The sequence below is a fragment of the Pseudomonas sp. efr-133-TYG-5 genome (genome assembly GCF_030209175.1).
Taxonomy (GTDB): Bacteria; Pseudomonadota; Gammaproteobacteria; order Pseudomonadales; family Pseudomonadaceae; genus Aquipseudomonas.
The window spans coordinates 392,470-416,175 of the sequence record NZ_JARVSM010000007.1 but is presented as its reverse complement, the minus strand read 5'-3'; the positions used below and the strand labels follow the sequence as shown (position 1 = coordinate 416,175).

Below are 23,706 nucleotides of genomic sequence, written 5' to 3'. Positions count from 1 at the left end.
CTCCGCGTCACTGGACGCGGAGCGTCCCCAGAGGCATTCCCACGCGGAGCGTGGGCACGATCAAGACCACAGCCAGCGGACTGGCTTTTTCAGGAACGATCAACGCGCCTGCGTGACAACGATCAACAATCAGTCGCTGGGGATCTGGCGGAAGCTCACCGCCAGGCGATTCCAGCTATTGATGGTGCTGACGGCCATGGTCAGGTCCACCAGTTCCGTCTCGTTGAACTGCTCCCGCGCCTGCTGGTAAACATCGTCAGGCACCCGGCTATCGGCCAGCAGCGTCACCGCCTCGGTCCACGCCAGCGCCGCACGCTCGCGCAGGTTGAAGAAGCCGCTGTCGCGCCAGACCGCGATGGCGTACAGCCGCCGATCCGTCTCCCCTGCCCGCCGCGCGTCCACCGAGTGCATGTCGGTGCAGAACGCGCAGCCGTTGAGCTGCGAAGCGCGGATCTTGATCAGATGCAGCAACGGCGGCTCGATGCTCAGGTTGCTGGTCAGCGCTTCCAGGGCAATCATCGCTTTCATGGCTTTGGGTGAAGCGCTGTAGTAATCCAGACGCGGGGACATGGGCGGATCTCGGGCAGCAGAAGAGTCATTGCACGGTAAGCGCGGGTGCGCCAGGGTTACAGCCCCAATTGCACGGAAAACCAGTACACCACTGCTCCTTGACCAATTTGCGCTTTTTGCTCCGCGCAACTTCTGCCCCGCGTGCATTCGGGAGTAATCTGGCGGGCACTTCAATTGTCCCCGGAGCGCCTCGTCGGTATGGAACTTCATGTCGTGATCAACGGCCGCAAGGATCTGGCCGGCCAGTTGTACCAGCAACTGCGTGACGCCATCGAATCCGGGCGCCTGGCCGCCGGCACGCAGCTGCCGCCCAGTCGCCTGCTAGCCGAACAACTGGGCATTTCGCGCAAGACCATCTCTGACACGTACGCCCAGCTGACCTACGAGAATTTCCTCACCGGGGTGATCGGCAAAGGCACCTACGTCAATGCGCGTCCGGCACAGGTGCAGCGCAAACACAGCCATTGCGAGCTGGCCGGTGCCGACGTCATCGAGCGCTGGTGCAATCTGCCGGTGTTCCTGCGCCACCCGACGCTCGCGGGTTCGCTCCGTTACGACTTCATTGGTGGCGCCACCGGCAAGGGCCAGTTTCCCCAGGATGACTGGCGCCGCTGCGTCTCCCATGCGCTGCGGCAGATGGCCTCCTCCAAGGGCTTCTACAGCCTGCCCGAAGGCTTGCCGGCGCTGCGCAACGCGATTGCCCGGCACATTGCCTTTTCTCGTGGCGTGAATTGCCAGGACGAAGACATCGTCGTGTGCAACGGCGCGCAGCAGGCGCTGGATCTGATCACCCGCGTGCTGGTCAGCCCCGGCAGCCTGGTGGCCATGGAAGACCCCGGCTATCCGCCGGCACGTCTGCTGTTCGGCACCCACGGCGCAACGGTGGTCGGCGTGCCGGTGGATGCCGAGGGGATCCAGGTCGAGCACATTCCTGACGGCACCCGCCTGATCTACGTGACGCCGTCGCACCAGTTCCCGTTGGGCATGCCCATGAGTCAGGCGCGACGGGTGGCGTTGCTGGAGCGAGCGCAGGCCCTCGGCGCGATCATTATCGAGGACGACTACGACAGTGAATTCCGCTACGAGGGACGACCGACCGACTCCCTGCACAACCTCGATACGCGCGGCATCGTCGCCTACGTCGGCACCTTCTCCAAGACCCTGCTGCCGGAGCTGCGCCTGGGCTACGCGATCCTGCCGCCGGCGATCCTCGAAGCGGTGATCCGCGCCAAGCAGCTCACCGATCTGCACGCCTCCACCCTGCCGCAATGGGCGCTGGCCAAGTTCATCGCCGAAGGCTGCCTGCTCAAGCACATCCGCCGCTGCCATGCCATCTACGCCCAGCGTCGCGAACGCATCCTGGCGCGCATGGCCACGGACCTGGCGCCGTGGCTGGAAGCGGTGCCGCCCAGCGCCGGGTTCCACATGACGGTGTGGTGCAAGGTGCCGATCGACCTGCCGCTGGTCATCGAGCTGGCGAAGAAGGTCGAGGTCGGGCTGTACGCGATCAACGGCTTCTATTACCAGCAACCGGCGAAAAACGGCCTGTATTTCGGCTTCGGCGCCATTGAAACCCTGGATATCGACATTGCCCTGGATCGCCTGCGCGACATCCTCCAGCAAGTCGCCTGACGGATTGGCCTAAGCGATTAGCCGCCGATTGGTTATTGGTGATCCGCGGGGGCAGGCCTATCCTGCACAAGCGTTATCCCTCAGTGAGCAGGATTCGTCCGGCCTGATTCAGGAGTGTGAGTAATGTCCAACGAAGTGATCAACACCGTACAGGTGCGGTCTGCCGCCGGCCGATCGGAGGAGCTGGGCAAGCAGCTGCAGAAAATCGTCGAGACCCTGCGCCAGATGCCGGGCTGCGATTCCTACATGGTCGACCGCTGCCCGCAGGACAGCCACCGCTGGACGGTCAGTGCGCGCTGGCAGTCGGAAGCGGCGATGCAGGCGCATTTCAACCGGCCCGAGGCGCAGGGCTTTATCGACCTGATCGACAGTCGCCTGGCCAACAGCGTGGATTTCAACAGCTTTCCCATCGTCTGATCCGCCGCCTTCGCGAGCCCGCTCGCTGCCACAGTTGAGCGCATTCACTGTGGCAGCGAGCCTGCTCGCGAAGGCGTATCCAGCCGCACCGCACTCCTCTGATTGGTCACCCCGACTTCCCGAATATTGGCCGTTTGCTTGCCCCACCGCGCAGACTACTGTGGTCACCACCCCCTCCCCAAACAGGTGATCCGCCATGAAAGCCCTGCACCTCTTCACCGCCGCTCTGGCCTTGTCCATGTCTGCCGCCGCACTGGCCCATGGTCCATCGGAGAAAGTCACGGTCCTGCAAGACCAGATGCTGAAAAACGCCCCCGGCAAAAAAGCCATGATGATCGAAGTCGACTACAAGCCCGGCCAGTCCTCGATCGCCCACAAACACGACGGCACGGCCATGGCTTACGTCCTCGAAGGCGACGTGATTTCCCAGGTCAAGGGCGAACAGCCGATCACCTACAAGAAGGGCCAGTTCTGGTACGAACCGGCCGGTTCGGAACATCTGGTGTCGAAAAACGCCAGCCAGAGCAAACCCGCCAAGTTGCTGGTGTTCATGGTGCTGGCCCCGGACGAGCAAGTGCTGATCCCGCTGGAAAAGTAATTGCCAGCGAGAAAAAAGGCTCGAACTCGAGCCTTTTTTATTGTCCGCATCACACCGGACATATCGAGCAATCGTTAACCACAGCCAGTCCGTTCGAGGTGCATTAGTATCGGCGCTCGCAGGAAGCGAACCCACTTCAATCAATGGATGATTCAAATGAGCCGTACCCAACAGCAATCCTTTATTGCCGCCATCAAATGCGATGACGCCAGCCTGACCCTGTTCGAACACTGGCTCGACCGCAGCTGGTTCACCAACACCCTCGCCAATCGGCACAAGCGCCTAACCAGCAAGCACCGTTACTCCAGCCTCGGCAAGATGGTCGCCGTGCGCAAGGCGCGCCCGCAGACCCGGACCCAATCCACAGAGATGTTCGTCTACTTCCAGAATCACGGCGAGCACTACACCCTGCAGATCCTCAGCGAAATCGGTCAGGGCCAGTACATCGGCCAGGACGACGAAGGCGCGTTGGCCGCCGTACCCAGTGCCGCCACCGCATTCAATCTGGTCAATGCCAACAACCAGGTCGTCACCCTCGACCACCTGGCCGGCGACCAACCCAGCCTCTATCTGCAAGTGCGCGGCGCCGCGACGGTGAAGCGTCAGTTGCGCGATAACCCGCCTGTCTACAGCTATGCCGACAAGCACGGCGATGCGGTGAAGTTCGACCTGGCCATCCTGCAGCGCAACGTTGCGGCACCGAACACCCGCGAGCCCTACGTCGTGTGGATCGAACCGCGGCGCAGCGACGAAGACGACGACTGAGCATTAACCAAAACCAGCAGAACTTTATTCAGCCATAAGCAAAGGGCTCGAATTGTTGATTTGAGCCCTTTTAATTTCTTCTGGCGATTAACCACCGACAGTTACAGCAAACAAAACTATGGCTGCGCTGAACGCTGGCTGAACGGCTTAATTCATCCAGCAACATCGGGTTTAACATGAATCAACTGTCGACTTCGACGGCAACTTCCAACTTGATGACTGACTGTGTATTACGGGAGTAACACCATGAAACTTGCGTTTGCCAGTACCGTGGTTATTTCACTATTGGCGGTGTCCGCGTGTTCCGTGCCCACCGCTCCGCACGCCGTGTCTTCACTCGATAAACTGTTCAGCGAACCGGTGGGGCGCAGCCACGCGGCGCAGGTCGCCAGCGGCCCAGGGGTGTCGCTCGGCATCGTCTACAGCCCCAGCACGCAGATCAACCGCGAATACCTGCGCCACTACCAAGCCAATGCCGGCACCGGGTTCGGCCAGAGTTTGCTGGTGCAGCCGATCCATGACGCCTATGTCGCCACGTCAAAACCGGACATGGCAGTGGATTGGGTGAAAGCCTCGCTGCAACGCCAGTTCGGCTCGGTCACGGTGTACCCGGATATGCAGAGTCTGCGTGCGGCGCACCCGGATGTGGTGGCGATCGTTGACACTCACAGCCAGTTGATTACTTCGCGCAGTTCGGACATCAAGGCTGACGTGAGTGCGGATTTTTATGACGGAAAGTTCAACTACATCGGCACGGCCAAGGGCGCCGAGGCGAAAGAGTTGACGCCGGTGTGGGCTGACTTCAAACGTTCAGAGGAGATCGTTGCGGATATTAATCAGCAGCAGGAAGTTCAGGTTCGGGCGCTGCAGAAGTTTGACCGGTCACTCAGTAATTTGCTGACCAGGCCGGCAGATAAAGTGTCGATGCTCGATAACAAACAAGCACATAAATTGTATTGAAAGTAAGGCCCTCATCGCTGGCAAGCCAGCTCCCACTGGTAGCTGCGGTGAACACAAACTCTGTGAACACCCGAGAAACCTGTGGGAGCTGGCTTGCCAGCGATAGGGCCAGCTCAGACAACACAACTCCAACAGACATAAAAAAGCCCCGCCTCTTTCGAGGGCGGGGCTTTCTCATTCAACCACTACTTATGCCAATTCAAGCTCGGCATTCGCAGCCGCCGCAGGCACGACCGCTTGCCCGCTCAACGCCAGGTCGAGCAGTTCACGGTTGGCCACCGCGTACATGGCGTAGTCGGTGCCGCTGGCGGCACGGATTTCCACCAGCATCGCGCGCCAGCGTTCGATCATGCCTTCGTGCTGCGCCATCCACAGCGCCAGACGTGCTTCCACGTCGAGGGTGCCGTCGCCCTGTTGCAGGACGGAGATGGTGATTGCACGCTGCTGCCAGTCGACGTCATCACGGAACGCTTCACGGGCCAGGGCCTGCCAGTTGTTTTCCACCGGCAGCGCACTGATCTGTTGCAGGTACCAGGTGATGTCCAGCGCACTGCCGACGGCGAAGTACGCCTTGGCCACGTCCGCCGGGTTCTGCCCGGTGACGTCGGACGCTTCGATGATCGGCAGCAGGGTGTACAGGTGCGAGGTACCCGCCACCATGCGCGCCAGCAACTCCGGTACACCGGCTTCGACGTACGCCTGATAACGCGCCTGCCAGGTCTCGCGGATTTCGCCGCTGAGCAGTTCGTCGAGCTTCAGGCCCAGTTCCTTCAGGTGCGGACCGAAGTGCGCGACGTCACGGGCAGCGTTCTGCTCGTTGCGACGGGCACGCAGGAACCAGCGCGTAGCACGGCGGCCCAGGCGCATCAGCTCGTCCATCAGCTCCAGTTGCACGTCGGCGGAAACCTGGTAGTCCAGGGCTTCGATCTGACGGAACCAGTGCGGGAGGTGGAAGATGTCACGCACGATCACATAGGCGCCGGCCACGTTCGCCGGGCTCATGCCGGTCGACTCTTTGAGTCGCTGCACGAAGGTGATGCCCATGTGGTTGACCAGGTCGTTGGCGATCTGGGTGCTGACGATCTCGCGCTTCAGACGGTGACGGCGCATGGCTTCGGAGAACTTGCTGACCAGGGTCGGCGGGAACGCCGTTTCCATGTCGCGGGTCAGGTAGTCGTCGTCCGGCACCAGCGAGTTCAGCAGCTGTTCCTTGAGGTCGATCTTGCTGTACGAGATCAGCACCGACAGCTCTGGACGGGTCAGGCCATGGCCTTCGGCGATGCGTTCGGCCAGTTGCTCTTCGGACGGCAGGAACTCGATGGCGCGATCCAGCTTACCGCGGCCTTCCAGATCGCTCATCAGACGCTTGTACTCGGCAATCCGTGCGTAGGCACGGCGGGCTGCCAGGGACAGGGCCTGAGTCTGCTTGTAGTTGTTGCCCAGCACCAGACCACCGACTTCGTCGGTCATGCTCGCCAGCAACTGGTTGCGTTGCTTGTCGGTCATGTCGCCGGCCTGAACCACTTCGTTCAGCAGGATCTTGATGTTCACTTCGTGGTCGGAGCAGTCCACGCCACCGGCGTTGTCGATGAAGTCGGTGTTGGAACCGCCGCCATTGAGGCCGAATTCCACACGACCCAGCTGGGTCATGCCGAGGTTACCGCCCTCGCCCACCACCTTGCAGCGCAGCTCGTTGCCGTTGACGCGCAGGGCGTCGTTGGCCTTGTCGCCGACGTCGGCGTGGCTTTCAGTGCTGGCCTTGACGTAAGTACCGATACCGCCGTTCCACAGCAGATCCACCGGTGCCTTGAGCAATGCGTTGAGCAGTTCGGTCGGGGTCAGCTTGTCGGCCTGGATGTCGAAACGCTCTTTCATCTGCGGCGAGATGGCGATGCTCTTCGCGCTGCGCGAGAAGATGCCGCCGCCTTCGGACATGATGCTGGTGTCGTAGTCGGTCCACGCCGAACGCGGCAGGTCGAACATGCGCTGACGCTCGGCGAAGCTGGTCGCCGGGTTCGGGTTCGGGTCGATGAAGATGTGCATGTGGTTGAAGGCCGCGACCAGTTGCAGCTTGTCGGACATCAACAGACCGTTACCGAACACGTCGCCAGCCATGTCGCCGACGCCGACCACGGTGATGCTGTCTTCCTGGACGTTGATGCCGCGCTCGCGGAAGTGGCGCTGTACGCCGACCCACGCGCCCTTGGCGGTGATGCCCATTTTCTTGTGGTCGTAACCGGCGGAACCACCGGAGGCGAACGCGTCGCCCAGCCAGAAGCCGTAGTCGATGGCGATGCCGTTGGCGATGTCGGAGAAGGTCGCAGTGCCCTTATCCGCGGCAACCACCAGGTACGGGTCATCGTCGTCATGGCGCACGACGTTGGCCGGCGGCACCAGAGCGCCGTCCTTGAGGTTGTCGGTGATGTCCAGCAGACCGGAAATGAAGATGCGGTAGCAGGCGATACCCTCGGCCGCGATCTCGTCACGGCTGCCGCCCAGTGGCAGGCGCCGCGGCAGGAAGCCGCCCTTCGCACCCACCGGCACGATGACCGAGTTCTTCACTTGCTGGGCTTTCACCAGGCCGAGCACTTCGGTACGGAAGTCTTCTTCACGGTCGGACCAGCGCAGACCACCGCGCGCAACGTTGCCGAAGCGCAGGTGCACGCCTTCGACGCGTGGCGAGTAGACGAAGATTTCGAACTTCGGTACCGGCTTGGGCAGCTCTGGAATCGCGTGCGGGTTGAACTTGAAGCTGAAGTACGACTTGTTCTGGCCGTTGGCGTCGGTCTGGTAGAAGTTGGTGCGCAGGGTTGCCTTGATCAGGTCCAGGTAACGCCGCAGGATGCGGTCTTCGTTGAGCACCTGGACGTCGTCCAGAGCGGTCAGAATGGCCTGCTCCAGACGCTGCTGCTTGTCTTCCAGGTCGTCGTCGGTGAGCTTGCGCGCCAGGTAGAAGCGGGTCTTGAACAACCGGGTCAGTTCACGAGCGATGTCGGTGTGGTTGTTCAGGGTGCTGGCGATGTAGCCGAGGTCGAAGCCCAGGCGGATCTGCTTCAGGTAGCGGGCGTAGGCACGCAGCAGCGCAACGTCGCGCCATGGCAGGCCGGCGGTCAGTACCAGGCGGTTGAACGCGTCGTTCTCGGCATCGCCACGGACGATGTGCACGAACGCGTCCTGCAGGGTGTCGTTGAGTTGCTGGATGTCCAGTTCCAGGCCTTCGGCAGCGGTGAAGGCGAAGTCGTGGATCCAGAACTCGCGGCCGTTGGTGTGGCGCAGGCGGTACGGGAACTCACCGAGTACGCGCAGACCGAGGTTTTCCAGGATCGGCAGCACGTCGGACAGCGCCAGCGGCGTGTCGGCGTGATACAGCTTGCAGTGCAGTTCGCGCTGGCCGGACACCTGACCCAGTGGCTGATAGAAGCTCATCACCAGCGGGTTCTTTTCGTTCAGGCTCATCAGGTGCTGCATGTCGACCACGGCCGAATGCGCGGCGAAACGCTCGCGGTAGCCGGCCGGGAAGCCTTTCGGGAAGTCCGCCAGCACGTTGGTGCCGTGGGCTTCGCCGAAGCTTTCGACGGTCAGGGCGGCGTAGTCGTCCTGCCAGCTGCGGCAGGCCTGCACCACTTCTTTTTCCAGCAGCAGCGGATCGATGTCGATGCGGTTCTTCGGATCGACACGCAGGATCAACTGCACGCGCGCCAGTACGGATTCGGAGAAGAACGTCCAGAATTCGCAGTCGGTCGCTTTCAGGCGCTCCATCAGCACCTGCTGGATTTTCTGCCGCACTTCGGTGGAGTAGATGTCACGCGGCACGTAGGCCAGGCAGTAGCAGAAACGGCCGTACGGGTCTTTGCGCAGGAACACGCGGATCTTGTTGCGTTCCTGGATCTGCACGATCGACATCACGGTGCTGAACAGCTCGTCGACCGGCGTCTGGAACAGGTCGTCACGCGGCAGTACTTCGAGGACCTGCGCCAGTTCCTTGCCCAGGTGAGCCTTGGACTGGAAGCCGGAACGACGCTCGATTTCCTCGACCTTGCGGCGGATGAACGGAATCACGCGCACGCTTTCGCCGTACACCGACGAGGTGTACAGGCCCATGAAACGGTGTTCCTTGATGACTTTGCCGTCGGCGTCGATTTCACGGATCGACACGTAGTCCGGGTAGGCCGGACGGTGCACGCGGCTCGGGTGCGCGGCCTTGGCGAACGACAGCAGGGTCGGTTCGCGCAGGTAGTTCACGGCGTAGTCTTCGATGTGGCGGTCTTCGTTGGTCAGACCGGTGCGCAGCAGCTTGGTCAGGCCGAGGAAGGAGTTCGGGTCATATTCGATATGGCCGCCATCGGCCTGATCGACCACGGTGAACTCTTCATAACCGAGGAAGGTGAAGTGGTTGCCCACCAGCCATTCGAGAAAACTCTTGATCTCGTTCTTCTCGTCGGCTTCGACGGCGAAGGCGCTGTTGTCGAGCTTGGTGAGGATGTCCTGCACCTTGGCTTTCATCGGCTCGAAATCGGCGACCGCGACGCGGACTTCACCGAGAACCTGTTCCAGCTCCTTGCTCAGCACATTCAGTTCGGCCGCGTTGGCGCAGCGGTCGATTTCCAGGTACATCAGCGATTCATGCAGGACACCTTCGCCGGTGCTGCCTTTTGGCAGGATTTCCAGCAGCTCGCCCTTGCTGCCGCGACGCACGCTGAGCACGGTGGTCTGCAGGGTGTGGATGCTGTAGCCACGACGGTTCAGCTCGGTACGCACCGAGTCGACCAGAAATGGCAGGTCGTGGTGCAGCACTTCGACCGCGGTGTGGGTCGACTGCCAGCCGTGACGTTCGTAATCGGGGTTGTAGACGCGCACTTGCGGTTGCGCGTGATCGAAGCGCTCAAGCAGGCGCCACGCAGAAAGAGTACAGCCAGCGAGGTCGGAGAGGCGACGTTGGGTCAGCTCGTCCAGGGAAATGATGCCGAAGAATTGTTCAGCGAACAGCGCCACTTGTGGCAGTGCCTGTTCACTGATGTGCTGCGCCAGTGCCGCTTGCAGTTGGTGCTGGAAGTCGGCTTTGCTGGCTGCGGTGAAGAACGCCATCTGTGGTACTCCGCTTGGGCTTGTTATTGATGGAAAGCGTCGCGTGCAAAACCCCTTTCGGGGCGTTCCGTCGCCCTGTTCCTGATTCTCGGGCAGAGGAAACAGGGTGACAGGTGGGTGAAGCTGGACGAGACACTCAGGTCACATTCACCTTCCATGAATGGGCATCTGCAAAAACGACTGCCGGGCGCGGCTTTCGGGCCGGCGACAATGCCTTTACGGGTGCCCATCCGTTGCGCAGCTTAATGGCTGCGACAATGTGTCTGCTTGCGGTGCTGCGACATATTCGGTCATTGGCACGTAAACGGCGTTGAACGCATCGCACAACACTAGCAGTCGTTGAGCGGTTTAGCCGCCCAAAAGCCCGAATTCACGGCACTCTAGTGCCGAAAATGACCAGACGCAGGTCCATCGTTCACGACACATCCTCTGACACTCACCCGAGCAGAAATTCCCGAGGACTGGCAGAATCGCGCCTTATCGCGACCACCGAGCCCGCCGAGGCAGGAATTCCCCATGCAAATGACCACCGCCCTACTCATCGTCAACCCGTGCGACGACGAAGAAGACAACATGGCCATGCTCTGCTGCCACAGCAATCAGGGCGAAATGTTTCTGATGAGCCGCTACCCGGACGAAGACGAGCTGGAAATCACCCTCGATGGCGAGCCGTCGACCCTCGACGGGGTGAAAGTCACCTTGGGCAAGACGCTGTTGAAGATCGAGATTGCGGCGGCCGACGCCGATGCGCTCAACGGCGACGATGTCCTGGAGATCACCTTCAACCCGGACATGGTCGACCTGGCGGAAGTCGAAGAAACCCTGAAGAACATCCTGGATGGGACTGGCACCTATATCAGCCAGATCTGATGCTGGCTGGACTGGCCTCATCGCTGGCAAGCCAGCTCCCACAGAGACCGATGCGTTGCACAAAGCGCATTCGCACCGCTGATACCTGTGGGACCTGGCTTGCCAGCGATGGGGCCGAAACTGCCACCGCAACCCTCCCCGCTACAAAAATCCAACAAATCCCCCAGTCATTTCCCGCACTTTGCGCAAAATGCCGTTAGTCGCCACCCCCCGCGATGGATTAAAGTAACGCCCCCAGCCCCGGCGTTATCCGAACGCCTGGGGCCACCCTTTCCAGGAACAGTCATCGATGGAACATCGTGAAGCGCTGCTGGCGCTGCGAACCTTTCTTTCAACGCAGATTCTCGGCCAGGAAAAACTCATCGAGCGCTTGCTCATCGCCCTGCTCGCCGATGGCCACATGCTGGTCGAGGGCGCTCCGGGTCTGGCCAAGACCAAAGCGATCAAAGAACTCGCCGAGGGCATCGAAGCCCAGTTCCATCGCATCCAGTTCACCCCCGACCTGCTGCCGGCCGACATCACCGGCACCGAGATCTACCGCCCGGAAACCGGCAGTTTCGTGTTCCAGCAAGGGCCGATCTTCCACAACCTGGTGCTGGCGGACGAAATCAACCGTGCCCCGGCCAAGGTGCAATCGGCGCTGCTCGAGGCCATGGCCGAGCGCCAGGTCAGTGTCGGCCGCAGCACGTATGAACTGTCGCCGCTGTTCCTGGTGATGGCCACGCAGAACCCGATCGAGCAGGAAGGCACGTATCCGTTGCCCGAAGCCCAGCTCGACCGCTTCCTCATGCATGTGAAGATCGGCTTCCCCGACGCCGCCGTCGAGCGGCGCATCCTGCAGCAGGCCCGGGGCGAAGCGCTGAACGGTGAAACCAAACCCGAGCGCCGCGTCAGCCAGCAGGCGATCTTCGCCGCGCGCAAGGAAATCCTCGGCCTGTACATGGCGGATGCCGTGGAGGAATACCTGGTGCAACTGATCATGGCCACGCGCAATCCGGCCAAGTTCGACCCGGAAATGGCCGAATGGATCGCCTACGGCGCCAGCCCGCGTGGCTCGATTGCCCTTGACCGCTGCGCCCGTGCCCACGCCTGGCTGGCCGGCCGCGACTTTGTCAGCCCCGAAGACATCCAGGCGGTGCTGTTCGACGTGCTGCGCCATCGCATCATTCTGTCGTTCGAAGCCGAAGCCGCCGGCATCGACCAGGACCGGGTGGTGCAACGAATTCTCGACGTCGTCGCCGTCGCTTGACCCCGATGAACGCCTCCCTGCCGTCCGAACCGGGCATCCGCATCAGCCTCGCCGAGCTGATCGAGATGCGTCACCGCGTACGCGAAGTGCAGCTGTTTTCCACGCCGAGCCAGCGCAGCCCGCTGATCGGCCTGCACCACTCGAAATTCCGTGGACGTGGCGTCGACTTCGATCAGGTGCGGGTGTACCAGGCCGGCGACGACGTGCGCACCATCGACTGGCGCGTCACGGCGCGCACCCAGGAACCGCACACCAAGCTGTTCCACGAAGAGCGCGAGCGGCCGATTTTCATCATGGTCGAGCAGAGCACGCGGCTGTTTTTCGGCTCCGGGCTGATGTTCAAATCGGTGCTCGCTGCCCAGGCGGCCGCGTTGATCGGCTGGGCCGCGCTGGGCCATAACGACCGCGTCGGCGGCCTGGTTTTCGGCGACAACGAGCACTACGAAATCAAGCCACGGCGCAGCAAGCAAAGCCTGCTGCAGCTGCTCAACCGTTTGGTGCGGGTCAATCAGTCGCTGCACAGCGAACGCGAGCCGGATCGCGATGCCTTTGGCGTGGCCCTGCGCCGCGCCCGGGAAGTGCTGCGCCCGGGCAGCCTGGTGATCGTCATCTGCGATGAGCGCGCGCTGTCCGACAGCGCCGAACAGCAATTGAGCCTGCTGTCGCGGCATTGCGACCTGTTGCTGCTGCCGCTGTCCGATCCGCTGGATCACGCCCTGCCCGCCGCCGGGCTGCTGCGCTTTGCGCAGAGAGGCGCGCAACTGGAGCTCGACACGCTGAATTTCGACCTGCGCCAGACTTACCGGGCCCAGGCCGAAGCGCGCATCGCCCGCTGGGAGCTGCTTGCACAGAAGCTGCGAGTGCTGCTGATGCCGCTGAGCACGCAGAGCGAAATGGTCGAGCAGATGCGTGAGTTCCTCAATCCGCAGCGTCCGGGGAAAGCGCGATGAACGGCCTCGAACAACTGCAACCGCTGATCTCGCCGCCGCCGATTGCCTTCTGGCCGCCGGCGCCGGGCTGGTGGCTGCTGCTCCTGTTGCTGCCGCTGCTGGGGCTGGCGCTGTGGCGTCTGCGCCGTTTTATTCCGCTGAAGAAAAAACCCGTCGTGCGCGCCGAACTGCCGCTCGATCCGGTGCGCATCGCGGCCCTCGCCGAACTGGCGCAAATGCCCAAGCCCTACGACGGCGCCCCCGCAGGCGCCTGGTTGCAGCAGCTCAATGGTCTGCTCAAGCGCCTGTGCCGCAACCATTATCCGTACAGCCAGAGCCACACCCTCAATGGCCGCAAATGGCTGGCGTTCCTCGATAACCGCTGCCCCGCCGCCGGCCTGACGCGCTGGATGGTGCTGGTCGAAGGCGCCTACAAGCCCGAATGCAAACTCGACGACAAGGCCATTGCCGGCCTGACCCAAGCGGTCGACACCTGGATTCGCAAGCATGTTTGAGTTCGCCTGGCCGTGGATCTTCCTCCTGTTGCCGCTGCCGTGGGCGATGCGCCTGCTGCTGCCGGTGGCCGACAGCGGCGAGCCGGCATTGAAAGTCAGTTTTCTCAGCGACCTCGAAGGCCTCGCCCGCCGCCGCGCCCGCGCCAACCTGCCGGCGTGGCGGCAGCAGGCGCCCTTCATCCTGCTGTGGCTGTTGCTGCTGAGCGCGGCCGCCCGCCCGCAATGGCTCGGTGAGCCGCTGCCGATTGCCGCCAGCGGCCGCGACCTGCTGGTGGCGGTGGACGTGTCCGGCTCGATGGATTTCCCCGACATGCAGTGGCAGGACGAAGACGTCAGTCGCCTGGCCTTGGTGCAACATCTGCTCGGCGATTTCCTGGAAAGCCGCGATGGCGACCGGGTCGGCCTGATCCTGTTCGGCAGCCAGGCCTATCTGCAAGCGCCGCTGACGTTCGACCGGCGCACCGTGCGGGTCTGGCTCGACGAGGCGCGCATCGGCATCGCCGGCAAGAACACCGCCATCGGCGACGCCATCGGCCTGGCACTCAAGCGCCTGCGCCTGCGTCCGGCGCAGAGCCGGGTGCTGATCCTGGTCACCGACGGTGCCAACAACGGTGGCGAGATCGATCCGCTGACCGCCGCGAAGCTGGCCGCCAGCGAAGGCGTGAAGATCTACCCGATCGGCATCGGTGCCGACCCGGAAGAGAGCGGCGCCACGGCGTTGCTCGGCGGCAATCCGACCCTCGACCTCGACGAACCCGCGCTCAAGGCCATCGCCGCAGCCACCGGCGGCCGTTACTTCCGCGCCCGCGACGGCAAGGAGCTGCAAGCGATCAAGGACACCCTCGACCAGCTCGAGCCGGTGACCCAGCAACCGACCCAGGCCCGTCCTGCGCAGGCACTCTATCAGTGGCCGCTGGCGTTGGCCTTGCTGCTCAGCGTGTTGCTGGTGGCCCGCGAACTGTGGCCGGACAACCCCTTGCAACGCCTGTTCACCAAGGAGCTGTATCTGCAAAGCCCCCTGCCCGACTGGCGCGAACGGCTCAAGCGCCTGCGCCTGCGGAGGCGTCGATGAGCGCCCTCTGGCCACACTGGTTCCGCCCCTGGTGGCTGCTGTTGCTGCCGCTGCTCGGCTGGCTGATCTGGCAGCTCTGGCACCGGCAGAAGCGTGCCGGGCGCTGGCAGATGATCCTGCCGCCGGCCTTTCATGCCACGCTGCTCAGTGGCGGCAGCGGCCGCAACAGCAAAATGCCGTGGGTCGCGCTCGGCGCGGCCTGGTTGCTGGCGATCGGCGCGCTGCTCGGGCCGAGCTGGGAACGCGTCGAACAGACCAGCCAGAAACCCGCCGACCCGCTGGTCGTGGTGCTGGAGCTGACCCCGGAGATGCTCGCCACCGACTCGCCGCCCACGCGGCTGGAGCAGGCGCGGCGCAAGCTGTTCGACCTGTTGCAGGCGCGCAGCGATGCGCAGACCGCCATCGTCGTGTATGCCGGCAGCGCCCACACGCTGGTGCCGCTGTCGGATGACCTGGCCACCAGTCGCAACCTGCTCGACGCGCTGAAGCCGTCGTTGATGCCGGAAAGCGGCCATCGTGCCGACCTGGCCGTGAGCAAGGCCCTGGCCTTGTTGAAACAGGGGGCCTTGGGCCAGGGGCGCATCCTGCTGATCGGTTCGTCGCTCTCGGAAGAGGAACGCCAGGGCATTCGCCAGGCCTTGAGCGGGCAATCAGCGCAGTTGCTGATGCTCGGTGTCGGCACCGCCGAGGGTGCGCCCATCGCCCAGGAGGACGGCAGCTTCCTCAAGGACGCCCAGGGCGCGATTCGCGTGCCGCAACTCGACAGTCCAGGGCTGAGCGCATTTCTCAATGCCGTGGGGGGTGAATACCGTGGCGCGCGGCTCGACGAGTCCGACCTGCGCACCCTTGGCCTGCTCGACGGCCCGCGCAGCCTGCGCAGCGACGGCCAGACGGTGCGCCTCGACACCTGGGCCGATCAGGGCTACTGGCTGTTGCTGCCGTTGTTGTTGCTCGCCGCCTGCGCCGGGCGCCGTGGCTGGCTGTTCTGCCTGCCGCTGCTGCTGTGCCTGCCGCAACCGAGCTACGCTTTCGAGTTCCAGGACCTGTGGCTGCGCCCCGACCAGCAGGGCCTGCACCTGCTCAAGCAAAAGCGCCCGGCCGAGGCGGCCGAACACTTTGCCGATCACCAGTGGCAAGGGGTGGCGCTCTACGAGGCGGGCGACTACAGTGGCGCCGCCCAGCGTTTCGCCGAAGGCAGCGATGCCCGCGCCCACTACAATCGTGGCAACGCACTGGCAAAAAGCGGTGAGCTGGAAGCGGCAATCGATGCCTACGAACAGGCGCTGGAACTGCAACCGGACTTGCGTCCGGCGCAGACCAACAAGGCCCTGGTGGAAAATCTGCTGAAGCAGAAAAACGCCCCGCCGCCGCCGACCGAAACGCAGACGCCAGCGGCCCAGCCAACGGTGCCCGGCGACGAACCACCGCCCGCGACCGCGCCCCCACCGGCGGTCAAGAGTGAAACCCAGAGCGAGGCGCAACCTGCCGAGTCGGTCAGCCCGCCGCCGACCACCCCGCCGCTGCCAGGCCCCAAAGAGCTGCCGGACAGCCAGGCGCAGGAGTCGTCCACCAGCAACCCGGCGCTGCGCCCGGGCGAGGACAACCTCGAAGGCGAACAACGCCAGGCCCTGGAACAATGGCTGGGCAAGATCCCGGACGATCCGGGCGAACTGCTGCGACGTAAATTCTGGTACGAACAGCAACAACATCAGGATCAGGAAAACACTCGATGACCCGCTTCACCGCTCTCTTGCTGCCCCTGCTGCTCTGCACGGCCACCGCCCAGGCGGCCGAGTTGACGGCCAGTGTGGATCGCAGTCGCCTGAATTCCGGCGAGACGGTCGAGCTCACCCTCGAATCCAACGATGTCACGCAGTTCGGCAAACCCGACCTCAGCGCACTGGAACCGCTGTTCGAAGTGCGCGGCACGCGCCAGGTCAACCAGTTGAACACGCTCAACGGCGACAACCGCGCCACCACCCGCTGGATCATCACCCTGCTGCCGCGCGAAAACGGCAGCGTGGTGATTCCGCCGCTGCAACTGGGCGAGGCACAGAGCCAGCCGATCACCGTGCAGGTGGTCGAGAGCGACACCCGCGATAACCAGCCATCGCGCGAGCCGGTGTTCATCGAGTCCAGCCTCGACCAGAGCAGCGTCTACGTGCAGGCCCAGGCGATCCTGACCCTGCGCATCTACCACTCGGTGTCACTGTATGACGACAGCAGCCTGAGCCCGCTGCAGGTTGCCGATGCACGCATCGAACAACTGGGCGAGATGCGCACCTACGAAAAAGACATCAACGGCGTGCGCCACGGCGTGATCGAGATGCGCTACGCGATCTATCCGCAGCACAGCGGTCTGCTCAGCATCGCCGCGCAAACCTTCAGCGCCACCCTGGTCGACAGCCAACCGAGCCCGGACGCCAGTGCGCAGGGGCCCAAGCCAGGCAAGCTGTTGCACATCAGTTCGCCGCAGGTGGCCCTGACGGTCAAACCCAAGCCGCTGACCTACCCCAGTGACGTGCCGTGGTTGCCGGCGCGCAGCCTGGCCCTGGAAGAAAGCTGGAACCCGGAGCCGGAGCACATTCAGGTCGGCGACTCGCTGACCCGCAGCCTGACGCTCAAGGTCGAAGGCCTGGCCAGCTCACAACTGCCAGCCTTGCCCGCCACCGAGGCCAACGGCCTGCGCCGCTACCCGGATCAACCGGTGCTGAGCAACCAGATCAGCGAACGCGGGCTGATCGGCAGCCGCGAAGAACGCGAAGCGCTGGTGCCGAGCCGCAGCGGCTCCATCGAACTGCCGACCGTCGATGTGGTGTGGTGGAACACGTTCGAAGATCACTTGGAACACAGCAGCCTGCCGGCGCGTACCCTGCAAGTAGCGAACAACCCGAGCCTGCAGGTCGACACCCCGGCGGGCAGCCTGCAACCCAGCGCTGTCGACAGCGACACGCTGTGGTGGTGGAAACTCAGCACGCTGATCCTGGCCTGCACCACCCTGCTCGGCTTCGGTCTGTGGTGGCGCGCGCGCTGGCAACCGGCGATCCTGCGTGCCGCCCAGACAGGCCCGAGCCCGCGCACCCTGCTCGATGACATCAAGCGCGCCAGCCAGGCCAACGATCCCCACGCCACCCGCCAGGCCCTCGACGCCTGGGCACGCCAGCAGCCGGAGACCCTGGCGGAGATGGCGGCGCGCTTCGTGCCGCTGTCCGACGCGCTCGACGGCCTCAACGGCGCGCTCTACAGCGAAACCGGCCAGCACTGGCAAGGTGAAGACCTGTGGCGGGCGATCCGCACCATCCCGACGGCGGAGCGGGTGCAGGATCCGGTTGGCGACAGCGGTCTGCCGCCGCTTTATCCGAAGTAACCGGACACGATCAGCGCCTGCAGCGGGCCGCCATCCCCCTGCTGCGGCTGGCGCCGGCGGCGATCTTCCAAGACACCCAGCAGCTCCGTGCAATTGCCAGTAAACTCTCCCCTCTTTCGCCGCCTGCATTTCCCCGCGGCCATCACCTCTTTATTGTTGCGGAGTCCACCTTGCGTCTGTTTCACACCTCCGACTGGCACCTTGGGCAGAACCTGCACGGCCAGGAGCGCGATTTCGAGCACGCCTGCTTCCTCGAATGGCTGCTGCGCCAACTGAAACTGGCGCAACCGGACGTGTTGCTGATTGCCGGCGACATCTTCGACACGGTCAATCCGCCGGTCAAAGCCCAGGAACGCCTCTACGATTTCATCGTCAGCGCCCACGAGCAGCAGCCATCGCTGACCATCGTGATGATTGCCGGCAACCACGATTCCGGCTCGCGCATCGAACTGCCGGCGCCGCTGATGCGCCGTTTGCGCACGCACGCGCTGGGTCGGGTGTTGTGGCTGGATGACGGCCAGCTCGACGCCGAACGGCTGTTGCTGCCGCTGCCCGATGCCAGTGGCAAGATCGCCGCGTGGTGCCTGGCGCTGCCGTTCCTGCGCCCGGCGGAAGTCACAGGGGCGCACCTGGGCGACAACTATCTGCGCGGCATCGGCCAGGTGCATGAATGGCTGATCGCGGCGGCCAACGCCAAGCGTGAGCCGGGCCAGGCGCTGGTCGCCATCAGCCACGCGCACATGGCCGGCGGCTCGGTGTCGGAAGACTCCGAGCGCAGCCTGATTATCGGTAACGCCGAAGCGCTGCCCGCCAGCCTGTTCGGGCCGAGCATCAGCTACGTCGCCCTCGGCCACCTGCACAAACCGCAGAAGGTCAACGGTGAAGAACGCATCCGCTACAGCGGCTCGCCGATTCCGCTGTCGTTCTCGGAAATCAGCTATCAGCACCAGATCCTCGACGTCACGCTCGACGGCGAAACTCTGGTCAGCGTCGAGCCGAAACTGATCCCCCGCGCCGTCAATCTGCATCGCCTGGGCCCGGCGCCACTGGCCGAGATTCTGCTGCAACTGGCGGACTTGCCGAACATCGACCTGCTCGCCGAAACCCAGCGCCAGCCGTGGCTGGAAGTGCGCGTGACCCTCGACGAGCCGCAGCCGGACTTGCGCCATCAGGTGGAAAGCGCCCTGCAAGGCAAAGCCGTGCGTCTGGTGCGAATAGCCGCCGAATACGCCGGCAATCGGGGTGGCGATGGCGCGGAGGACGGCAGCCCCTTGATCGAACTTGACCAACTGACGCCGCAGGAGCTGTTCCGCCGCGCCTGGCTCGACCATTACGGCAACGAGGTCGACGAACAGACGCTCAAGGATTTCGCCGAACTGCTGCAAGACGTGCAGATGGAGGGCGAGCAGCCATGAAGATTCTTGCCATTCGCCTGAAGAACCTCGCCTCGCTGGCCGGACCGTTCGAAATCGATTTCACCGCCGAGCCGCTGGCCAGTGCCGGTCTGTTCGCCATTACCGGGCCGACCGGCGCCGGTAAAAGCACCCTGCTCGACGCCTTGTGCCTGGCGCTGTTCGGCGCCGTACCGCGCCTGAACAACACCGGTCGCGATGCCAAGGTGCCGGACGCCGACGGTGAAATCGCCACCGGCGACCCGCGCACCCTGCTGCGCCGGGGCACCGGCGAAGGCTACGCCGAAGTCGACTTCGTCGGCGTCGACGGGCGCCGCTATCGCGCCCGCTGGGAGGCCAACCGCGCCCGCGAGAAGGCCGGCGGCAAGTTGCAGGCCAGCCGCCAGAGCCTGCGCGATATCGACCAGGATCAATTGCTCGCCAGCCAGAAAGGCGAATACAAGACCCAGCTCGAAGCCGCCCTGGGCCTGAACTTCGAGCAGTTCACCCGCGCCGTGCTGCTGGCCCAGAGCGAGTTCAGTGCGTTTCTCAAGGCCGACGACAACGACCGCAGCGAACTGCTGGAAAAACTCACCGACACCGCGCTCTACACCCGTCTCGGCCGCCGTGCGTTCGACAAGAGCAAGGAGGCCCGCGAGGCGCACAGGCTGCTGCAGGATCAGGCCAGCGGCGTCACCCCGCTGGCGCCCGAGGCCCGGGCCGAACTCGATGAGCGTTTCCACGCTGCCCAGCAACAGTTGAAGTTGCAGCAGGCGCAGCTCAAGCAACTGGAGCAACAGCACAGCTGGCTCAAGGATTTGCGCCAGTTACAGGACGCGCAGCAAGCGGCCGCCGAGCAACTGCAGAGTGCGCAACAACAGTGGCAAAGTCTGGCCGGCGAACGCCTGCAGCTGACGCGCCTGGAACACCTCGCCCCGCAACGCCATCAGTTCGCGCGCAAGACCGAACTCGATGCGCAGTTGACGCCGCTGGCGGCGCAGATCGCCGCGCACAGCCGTCAACACGGCGAACTCGGCGAACGCCAGACGCAACTGGAACAGGCGCTCGAAGCGGCGAAAATCGCCCTGAGCCAGGCGCAGCAGCGACACACCGACAGCGCCCCGCTGCTGCGCCAGGCGTTCGAGGAACAAAGCACCCTCGCCCGGCTTGCCAAGGACACCGCACTCAGCGCCGAGGCACGGCAATCCGCCGAGCAAGCCTGCACGCAAGGCCAGAGCGCCATCCAGGCGTTGCAGGAGAAACAGAGCGAAGTCGCTGCACGCCTGCAGACCATCGCCACCGAGCTGGCACAGAGCGCCGCTCTGGCGCCGTTGAGCGATGCCTGGCATGCCTACCGCGATCGCCTGCAACAGTTGATGTTGATCGGCAATCGCCTGAACCAGGGCCAGGCCGAACTGGCCAGCCTCGAGCAGAACGCCGCGCACAGCGCAGAAACGCTGGCCGCGCAAAAGCAGCAGCTGGAAGTGCTGTTCAAGGAGGCCGGCGCCGAGCCGGATGCGGTCGCCGAGCAGATCGGTATCCTCGGCAATCTGTTGCAGGACAACCGCAAACAGCTGCGCGCCATCGAAGACATGACGCGGCTCTGGGCCAGCCAGCAAGAGCTGGACAAACGCGGCGGCGAACTGCATCAGCGCCTGCAGGAGGCGCAGCACGAACGCGAGCGCCTGACCCAGGACGGGGTGAAAACCAAGGCCGAGCTGACCGTCGCCGAACAAACCCTCACCGTCACCCGCGAACTGCTCGAGCGCCAGCGTCTGGCTCGCAGCGCCAGTGTCGAGGAGTTGCGCGCGCAGTTGCAGGACGAGCAGCCGTGCCCGGTCTGCGGTAGCAACGAGCATCCGTATCATCAGCCGCAAGCGCTGCTGCAAAGCCTCGGTCGCCACGACGAATCCGAGCAGGCCAGCGCGCAACAAGCGGTGGATCAGCTGAAGGAAAAACTCACCGAACTGCGCGCCGAAGTCGGCGGCGTGATCGCCCGGCAGAAAGAGCTGCTGCAACAGCAGGAACAACTCACCGCTCAGCTCCAGGCACTGGCGCCGAGCCTGGAGGCGCATCCGCTGGCCACAGCGTTGTTCAATCAGGACGCCGACAAGCGTGCCGCCTGGCTGACTCGGCAAAACGAGCAGTTGAACCAGAGCATCAGCCAGGACGAACAGCGCCAGAGCGCCCTGCTCACCCTGCAGCAGGATGCCGCGCGCCTGACCCAGCAACTGCGCAATGCCGAAACCGCGCATCAGCAGGCGGCGCAGCACCTGAGCAACCAACAACTGCAACTGAGCAGTGACCGTCAGCGTCTCGACGAAGAACTCACCGCATTCGCCAGCCTGTTGCCGGCCGACACCCTCGAAGCCTTGCGCGTCGAGCCGGCGGCGACCTTCCTGCAACTCGACCGGCAGATTGCGGAGCGCCTGGCGCAGCTCGATCAGCAAAAGGACGAACTGGCCGAACAGCTGCAACGCCAGCAGACGCTGGAGAAGGAACAGGACCGCCAGCTCGGCCGCGTCCAACAGCTGCAAAGCGCCGAGCAGCAATTCCGCGTACTCGCCGAGCAGCAACAGGCCTGTCAGGCCCAACTCGCGCAACTGCTCGGCGAACACAGCAGCGCCGAGCACTGGCAGCAGCAACTGGAACAGGCCGTGGAGCAGGCGCGTAACGCCGAAACCAGCACGGCTGCGCAGCTGCAGGACGTGCGCACGCAGTACGTGCAGATTGGCGCCGAACTCAAGGCGCAACAGCAGCGTTGGCAGGCGCTGCAAAGCGAAGACAGCGAGCTGACGCAGAAGATTGCCGAGTGGCGCGCGCGGCATCCGGAGCTGGATGACGGCGGTCTCGAAGACTTGCTGCGCGTCGATGACGCTCAGGTCAGCGAACTGCGTCAGCGCTTGCAGCACAACGAAAAAGCCATCGAGCAGGCCCAGGTGCTGCTGCAGGAACGTGATCAGCGCCTGGCCGATCATCAGGCCCAGCACAACGGCAATCTCGAGGCCGAGCAACTCGCCAGCGCCCTCGCCGAACTGCAAACCCAGTTCACCCTCAGCGAACAGCAATGCGCCGAACTGCGCGCCGAACAGGCTGAAGACCAGCGTCGGCAGAACGCCAACCAGGCCCTCGCGCAGCAGATCGCCGACGCCTATGCCGAGTACCAGCGCTGGGCACGGCTGAATGCGTTGATCGGCTCGGCCACCGGCGACACGTTCCGCAAGATCGCCCAGGCCTACAACCTCGACCTGCTGGTGCATCACGCCAACGTGCAGTTGCGCCAACTGGTCAAACGCTACCGCCTCAAACGCGGCGGCAGCATGCTCGGCCTGCTGGTGCTGGACACGGAAATGGGCGATGAACTGCGCTCGGTGCACTCGCTGTCCGGCGGCGAGACGTTCCTGGTGTCGCTGGCCCTGGCACTGGGCCTGGCGTCGATGGCTTCAAGCACGCTGAAAATCGAATCGCTGTTTATCGACGAAGGTTTCGGCAGCCTCGACCCGGAATCGCTGCAACTGGCGATGGACGCCCTCGACGGCTTGCAGGCACAGGGGCGCAAGGTCGCGGTGATTTCCCATGTGCAGGAAATGCACGAACGGATTCCGGTGCAGATTCAGGTACAACGCCAGGGCAACGGCTTGAGCACGCTGGAGGTGAAATGAACACGCTGTATTCATTCCGCCGCTGCCCCTACGCCATGCGCGCACGCATGGCCCTGCGCTATTCGGGCGTGCCGGTGAACATCGTCGAAGTCAGCCTCAAGGCCAAACCCGCCGAGATGCTGGCGATCTCGCCCAAGGGCACGGTGCCGGTGCTGGATGCGAATGGCCGGGTAATCGACGAGAGCCTGGAGATCATGCACTGGGCATTGGCTCAGCATGATCCGCAGGGTTGGTTACTCGGCGGTGATCCGCGGATAGCCGAGCTGATCGAAGCCAATGATCACGTGTTCAAGGTGCAGCTGAATCGCTACAAGTATGCCGAGCGCTATCCCGAACAGCCGATGCAGGTCTATCGGGCCGAGGGGGCGTTGTTCCTGCAGCGGTTGGATGAGTTGCTGACGCAACGCGACTACTTGCTGGCCGATCACTTGAGTCTGGCGGATGTGGCGTTGCTGCCGTTCGTTCGGCAGTTTGCGCATGTCGATCGCGAGTGGTTTGCGCAGACGCCTTACGTGCGTCTACAGGCGTGGCTGCAGCGCTTGCTCGAGTCCGAGCTCTTTACCGCGATCATGAAGAAGTAAAAACCTGTGCTTTGCTCGTTCCCGCGCTCCGCGTGGGAATGCA

17 protein-coding genes are annotated in these 23,706 nt (G+C 63.7%); 15 read left to right on the top strand and 2 right to left on the bottom strand.

The window, feature by feature from the left end:
* Nucleotides 1-129: 129 nt before the first annotated feature.
* Nucleotides 130-570, bottom strand: coding sequence for a carboxymuconolactone decarboxylase family protein (locus tag QRN70_RS23965; protein WP_285420358.1), 441 nt, complete (start codon nt 568-570; stop codon nt 130-132).
* A gap of 198 nt (nt 571-768) precedes the next feature.
* Between QRN70_RS23965 and pdxR the strand changes: the two genes are divergently transcribed.
* The 5 genes from pdxR to QRN70_RS23940 all read left to right on the top strand — a co-directional run bounded on the left by pdxR (nt 769) and on the right by QRN70_RS23940 (nt 4,942).
* Complete coding sequence (pdxR, locus tag QRN70_RS23960; protein WP_285420357.1) at nt 769-2,202, top strand: MocR-like pyridoxine biosynthesis transcription factor PdxR; 1,434 nt, start codon at nt 769-771, stop codon at nt 2,200-2,202.
* 123 nt (nt 2,203-2,325) lie between these two features.
* Nucleotides 2,326-2,619 (top strand): antibiotic biosynthesis monooxygenase family protein, encoded by a 294-nt coding sequence (locus QRN70_RS23955; RefSeq protein WP_285420356.1) that lies wholly within the window; start codon nt 2,326-2,328, stop codon nt 2,617-2,619.
* A gap of 196 nt (nt 2,620-2,815) precedes the next feature.
* The gene (locus QRN70_RS23950) at nt 2,816-3,217 is read left to right on the top strand and encodes a cupin domain-containing protein (RefSeq protein ID WP_285420355.1); all 402 of its coding nucleotides are present in this window, start codon (nt 2,816-2,818) and stop codon (nt 3,215-3,217) included.
* Nucleotides 3,218-3,373: 156 nt separating this feature from the next.
* Nucleotides 3,374-3,982: a hypothetical protein gene (locus QRN70_RS23945; protein WP_285420354.1), complete on the top strand. Its 609-nt coding sequence runs from the start codon at nt 3,374-3,376 to the stop codon at nt 3,980-3,982.
* 246 nt (nt 3,983-4,228) lie between these two features.
* The gene (locus tag QRN70_RS23940) at nt 4,229-4,942 is read left to right on the top strand and encodes an ATPase (protein WP_285420353.1); all 714 of its coding nucleotides are present in this window, start codon (nt 4,229-4,231) and stop codon (nt 4,940-4,942) included.
* Between the two features lie 189 nt (nt 4,943-5,131).
* Here QRN70_RS23940 and QRN70_RS23935 read toward each other — a convergent pair whose 3' ends face one another.
* Nucleotides 5,132-10,027 carry an NAD-glutamate dehydrogenase gene (locus tag QRN70_RS23935; protein ID WP_285420352.1) on the bottom strand — a complete coding sequence of 1,632 codons (4,896 nt, stop codon included), beginning with the start codon at nt 10,025-10,027 and terminating at the stop codon, nt 5,132-5,134.
* A gap of 516 nt (nt 10,028-10,543) precedes the next feature.
* On the opposite strand from QRN70_RS23935, the gene QRN70_RS23930 reads away from it, so the two are divergent.
* The 10 genes from QRN70_RS23930 to QRN70_RS23885 all read left to right on the top strand — a co-directional run bounded on the left by QRN70_RS23930 (nt 10,544) and on the right by QRN70_RS23885 (nt 23,663).
* Nucleotides 10,544-10,897, top strand: coding sequence for a hypothetical protein (locus QRN70_RS23930; RefSeq protein ID WP_285420351.1), 354 nt, complete (start codon nt 10,544-10,546; stop codon nt 10,895-10,897).
* A gap of 289 nt (nt 10,898-11,186) precedes the next feature.
* Nucleotides 11,187-12,146, top strand: a complete 960-nt coding sequence (locus tag QRN70_RS23925; protein ID WP_030142594.1) for an AAA family ATPase — start codon at nt 11,187-11,189, stop codon at nt 12,144-12,146.
* Nucleotides 12,147-12,151: 5 nt separating this feature from the next.
* Nucleotides 12,152-13,096, top strand: coding sequence for a DUF58 domain-containing protein (locus tag QRN70_RS23920; RefSeq protein WP_285420350.1), 945 nt, complete (start codon nt 12,152-12,154; stop codon nt 13,094-13,096).
* Complete coding sequence (locus tag QRN70_RS23915; RefSeq protein ID WP_285420349.1) at nt 13,093-13,590, top strand: DUF4381 domain-containing protein; 498 nt, start codon at nt 13,093-13,095, stop codon at nt 13,588-13,590. Before QRN70_RS23920 ends, QRN70_RS23915 begins: the two co-directional genes overlap by 4 nt.
* The gene (locus tag QRN70_RS23910; RefSeq protein WP_285420348.1) at nt 13,583-14,662 is read left to right on the top strand and encodes a vWA domain-containing protein; all 1,080 of its coding nucleotides are present in this window, start codon (nt 13,583-13,585) and stop codon (nt 14,660-14,662) included. Before QRN70_RS23915 ends, QRN70_RS23910 begins: the two co-directional genes overlap by 8 nt.
* Nucleotides 14,659-16,395: a tetratricopeptide repeat protein gene (locus tag QRN70_RS23905; protein WP_285420347.1), complete on the top strand. Its 1,737-nt coding sequence runs from the start codon at nt 14,659-14,661 to the stop codon at nt 16,393-16,395. Before QRN70_RS23910 ends, QRN70_RS23905 begins: the two co-directional genes overlap by 4 nt.
* The gene (locus QRN70_RS23900; protein ID WP_285420346.1) at nt 16,392-18,029 is read left to right on the top strand and encodes a BatD family protein; all 1,638 of its coding nucleotides are present in this window, start codon (nt 16,392-16,394) and stop codon (nt 18,027-18,029) included. The genes QRN70_RS23905 and QRN70_RS23900 overlap by 4 nt, the downstream gene beginning before the upstream one ends.
* Nucleotides 18,030-18,199: 170 nt before the next feature.
* Nucleotides 18,200-19,444 (top strand): exonuclease SbcCD subunit D C-terminal domain-containing protein, encoded by a 1,245-nt coding sequence (locus QRN70_RS23895; RefSeq protein ID WP_285420345.1) that lies wholly within the window; start codon nt 18,200-18,202, stop codon nt 19,442-19,444.
* Nucleotides 19,441-23,082, top strand: a complete 3,642-nt coding sequence (locus QRN70_RS23890; protein WP_285420344.1) for an AAA family ATPase — start codon at nt 19,441-19,443, stop codon at nt 23,080-23,082. The genes QRN70_RS23895 and QRN70_RS23890 overlap by 4 nt, the downstream gene beginning before the upstream one ends.
* Nucleotides 23,079-23,663: a glutathione S-transferase gene (locus QRN70_RS23885; protein WP_285420343.1), complete on the top strand. Its 585-nt coding sequence runs from the start codon at nt 23,079-23,081 to the stop codon at nt 23,661-23,663. Before QRN70_RS23890 ends, QRN70_RS23885 begins: the two co-directional genes overlap by 4 nt.
* Nucleotides 23,664-23,706: the final 43 nt, after the last annotated feature.